Raw genomic sequence first — 4,682 nt, 5'->3', positions numbered from 1 at the left:
GCCGAGTCCTATCTCGGTCACAAGGTCAACAAGGCCGTGATCACGGTTCCCGCGTACTTTAACGACGCACAGCGTCAAGCGACCAAGGACGCCGGCCAGATCGCCGGGCTGGAAGTCGCACGGATCATCAACGAACCGACCGCAGCCGCACTCGCCTACGGGCTCGACAAAGCCAAAGACGAAAAGATCATCGTCTTTGACCTTGGCGGTGGGACCTTCGACGTCTCCGTCCTGGAAGTCGCCGATAGTGGTGACGAAGAAAACGAAAGCCGCGTCTTCCAGGTCATCAGCACCTCCGGTAACACGCACTTGGGCGGTGACGACTTTGACGAAGCGTTGATCAACTACGTCGCCGACGAGTTCAAGAAAGAAAACGCGATCGACCTTCGCAACGACCCGATGGCGTTGCAACGCTTGCAAGAAGCATGTGAGAAGGCCAAGAAAGAATTGTCGACCCTGCCCGAAACCGACATTAATCTGCCCTTCATCACGATGGACCAAGCCGGTCCAAAACACCTGACGATGAAGATCACCCGCAGCAAGTTCGAAGAGCTGATCGATGATCTGGTCGAACAATGTAAGACCCCGGTCATGCAAGCGCTCAAGGACGCCGGGTTCTCGCCCAGCGACATCGACGAAATCGTTTTGGTCGGTGGTAGCACGCGGGTGCCCAAGGTTCGCGAAATCGTCAAGGCGATCTTCGGCAAAGAACCCCACCAGGGCGTCAACCCGGACGAGGTCGTCGCCATCGGTGCCGCCATCCAGGGCAGCGTTCTGGCCGGCGACCGAACCGACGTGCTGTTGCTGGACGTGACACCGTTGACCTTGGGGATCGAAACCGAAGGCGGCGTGATGACCGCACTGGTCGAACGCAACACCACCGTCCCGGTCGAAATGAAGAACGTCTTCAGCACCGCCGCGGACAACCAGACCGCCGTGACCGTTCGTGTCTTCCAAGGTGAACGCAAGATGGCCGCCAACAACCGGCTGCTCGGTGAGTTCAACCTCGAAGGCATCCCGGCTCAACCGCGTGGCGTGCCACAGATCGAAGTCAAGTTCGACATCGACCAAAACGGCATCTTGAGCGTTTCGGCGAAGGAACTGAAGACGGGCAAAGAGGCCAAGGTTGAAATCAAGGAAGCCGGTGCGCTGAGCGATGACGACATCGAAAAGATGCGTCGCGATGCCGAGCAGAACGCCGAAGAGGACCGCAAACAGTTCGAATTGGCCGAAGCCCGCAACAAGGCGAATCAGCAAGTTCACCAGCTCGAAAAAGAGATGACCGAACACGCCGACAAGCTCTCCGACGGTGACAAAGAACCGCTCAACAAAGCGATCGAAAAAGTCAAAACGGCGTCGGGCACCGACGATGTGAACGCCATCAAGCAGGCGACCGAAGAATTGGACGCCGCCGCCAAAGCGTTCAGCAAAGTCTTGTACGAGAAGACGGCCGCAGCCGGTGGCGACGCAGACGCCGCGGCCGCCGGAGCAGCCGCACCAGCGGGTGACTCCGACGATGACGACGCCATCGACGCCGACTTCGAAGTCAAGAGCTAAACGACGACAGGTTGTCTGAACGATCAAACGTCATCGGCCGGCACACTGCCGGTCGGTGGCGACGACAGACGGGCGTCATGTCGCCCGTCTTTTTTTACGCACCTACCGAACCCCATCAACATCAAACGGACTGTTTTTTGTTAGCGGTAGGGCGCGAGCCCGCCGGTATTTCACGGTGTTTTTGAAACGCGACCGGACGGCTCGCGCCGTTCCGCTAACTCATTCAGACACGTAGGGCATGCTGTGCATGCCAACTGGATTTTGTCACCCACGCAGGAGCATTCGCGATGACCTTCCGATTCGACAAACTGACCACCAAAGCCCAAGGCCTGATCGCCGAAGCACAGGGGCGTGCGACATCGGCCGGCAATCCCGAAATCACCTCCCTGCACCTGCTCTCGGCCATGCTCGACGAAAGCGGCGGCATCACCGCCGCGCTGTTGTCCAAGATGAACGCCGATGCGAACCAACTGCGAGAACTGACCGCCAGCGAGTTCGACAAATTGCCCAAGGTCAGCGGCGGCCGACAACCGAGCATCGCCGCGGAACTGCAATCGGCCCTCAACGAAGCCGCCACCAGTGCCCAATCGCTGAAAGACGAATTCGTCAGCACCGAGCATCTGTTGCTGGGGATCGCCAAAGCCAAAACGAAAGCACAGAGCCTGCTCTCATTGTGTGGCGTCAGCGCCAACGACGTCTTGAAGGCGGCCAGCGAAATCCGTGGCAGCGCACGCGTGACCGACCAGAACGCCGAAGACACCTATCAGGCGCTGGAAAAGTACGGCGTCGACCTGACCCAACTCGCCGCCGCCGGAAAACTCGATCCGGTCATCGGCCGGGACAACGAGATCCGTCGGGTGATCCAAGTCCTGTCGCGACGCACAAAAAACAATCCCGTCCTGATCGGACAACCCGGTGTAGGAAAGACCGCGATCGCCGAAGGCTTGGCGCTGCGGATTTTCGAAGCCGATGTGCCCACCAGTCTGAAAAACAAGCGCGTCATCGCGCTGGACATGGGAGCCTTGGTCGCCGGGGCAAAGTTCCGCGGCGATTTTGAAGAACGCCTCAAAGCCGTGCTGCGAGAAGTCAAGGATTCCGATGGACGCGTGATCCTGTTCATCGACGAACTGCACCTGGTCGTCGGCGCGGGCAAGGCGGAAGGTTCACCCGATGCGGCCAACTTGTTGAAACCAGAACTCGCCCGCGGCGCGCTCCGCTGTGTCGGCGCGACGACGCTGGACGAATACCGGCAACACATTGAAAAGGACGCCGCACTGGAACGGCGATTCCAACCGGTTTACGTCGAAGAACCATCGGTCGAAGACTCGATCGCGATTCTTCGTGGCCTGAAATCACGCTACGAATCTCACCACGGCGTGCGGATCACCGACAGCGCCCTGGTCGCCGCCGCCACGCTCGCCGATCGCTACATCACCGAACGCTTCTTGCCGGACAAGGCCATCGACCTGGTTGACGAGGCGACCAGCCGATTGGCGATGGAAAAAGAAAGCGTGCCCGAGCCCATCGACCGCATCCAACGCCGGTTGCGTCAACTGGAACTCGCCCAGCGACAACTTCAAGACGAAGATTCCGGTGATGCATCCATTGTGAGCCGCCGAGAAGAGATTCAATCCGAAATGGAATCGCTCGGCAAAGAGCTTGCCGACCTGCGGGAACAATGGGAAAGCGAAAAGATCGGACTCGAGGGCGTGCAATCCATTCGCCAAGAAGCGGAAACACTGGCGCACCGATTCGCAACGCTCGACGCCGAAGCCAAACAGACTCAGCTTCGTGGTGAAAACCCCGAAGACCTGTATCGAGAAATGTTGGAAGTCCAATCGCGTCAGGCAGAGCTGGAATCGAAACTGGAAGAAATCGAAAAACGCGATCAAGGTTCGTCCAACGAAGAAACGTCCGATGAACCCGAGCGCCGGCTGCTGCGAAAAGAAGTGACGGCGGAGGAAATCGCTGAAGTGGTTTCAGCTTGGACCGGTGTTCCGGTGAGCCGGATGATGGAAACCGAGCGGGCCAAACTGCTGGTCATGGAAGAACGCTTGCACACCCGCGTGATCGGTCAAGACGAAGCCGTTCGAGCCGTCTCCGATGCGGTCCGCCGCAGCCGCAGTGGGTTGGCCGACCCGAACCGACCGATCGGATCCTTCTTGTTCCTCGGACCGACCGGCGTCGGCAAGACGGAACTGTGCAAGGCGCTGGCGGAAATCATGTTCGACGACGAGAACGCGATGGTGCGGATCGACATGTCCGAGTTCATGGAACGACATAGCGTCGCCCGGATGATCGGTGCGCCGCCCGGATACGTCGGCTACGAAGAAGGCGGCAAGTTGACCGAGGCCGTGCGTCGACGTCCCTACACCGTGATCCTGCTCGATGAAATCGAAAAGGCACACCCGGATGTGTTCAACATCTTGCTGCAAGTGTTGGACGACGGCCGATTGACCGATGGTCACGGGCGGACGGTGAACTTCACCAACGCGGTGATCGTGATGACCAGCAACGCGGGAAGCCAAGAGATTCAGCAGATCGCGGCCGACGGTGGAGACGAAGAGGAGATGCGGGAGGCCGTGGAACAGGCCTTGCGCACCCGGTTCTTGCCCGAGTTCCTCAACCGCATCGACGACACCGTCATTTTCCGCCCGTTGGATCAAGCGCAAATCCGCAAGATCGTCAAACTGCAACTCGCCCATCTCGGACGTCGCTTGCAGGACAACGGACTGACGCTTGAGGTCACCGATGCGGCGATTGATGAGATCGCCAAGACCGGCTACGACCCGACCTACGGCGCACGTCCGCTCAAACGCGTGATCCAGCGTGAAGTCCAGAATGAACTGGCAACGGCGCTACTGAAAAGCGAATTCGCCGAAGGCAGCACCGTCACGGTCGACCATGACGGAATGAACTACGTGTTCAAGTAAGGATCGTCTGAAGGCTTAACACCAACGGGCGCTGGTGTGCAGGCTTCAGCCGCCCGTCTTGCTGCTCCGCAGCGCGTGGGGATGCGCCTCAAGGCTGGACACCAACCGGCGCTGGTGTGCAGGCTTCAGCCGCCCGTCTTGCTGCTTCGCAGCGAAACGGACGGACAGGCTGGTGGGCATGCACAACCTATC

2 protein-coding genes are annotated in these 4,682 nt (G+C 59.4%); both read left to right on the top strand.

The features are described 5' to 3' along the window. Nucleotides 1-1,557: molecular chaperone DnaK (gene dnaK / locus ABX749_RS22745; RefSeq protein WP_372898004.1), on the top strand; the 1,557-nt coding region annotated here is incomplete at its 5' end. 287 nt (nt 1,558-1,844) lie between these two features. Next, nucleotides 1,845-4,490, top strand: coding sequence for an ATP-dependent chaperone ClpB (gene clpB, locus ABX749_RS22740; protein ID WP_372898003.1), 2,646 nt, complete (start codon nt 1,845-1,847; stop codon nt 4,488-4,490). Nucleotides 4,491-4,682: the final 192 nt, after the last annotated feature.

The sequence above is a fragment of the Stieleria sp. genome, from assembly GCF_041595215.1.
Classification (GTDB): domain Bacteria; phylum Planctomycetota; class Planctomycetia; order Pirellulales; family Pirellulaceae; genus Stieleria; species Stieleria magnilauensis.
This window is presented reverse-complemented; position numbering and strand designations above follow the sequence as displayed.

Coding starts and splice junctions, on each gene's coding strand:
- clpB (WP_372898003.1), top strand. CDS start 1,845: ATGACCTTCCGATTCGACAAACTGACCACCAAAGCCCAAGGCCTGATC.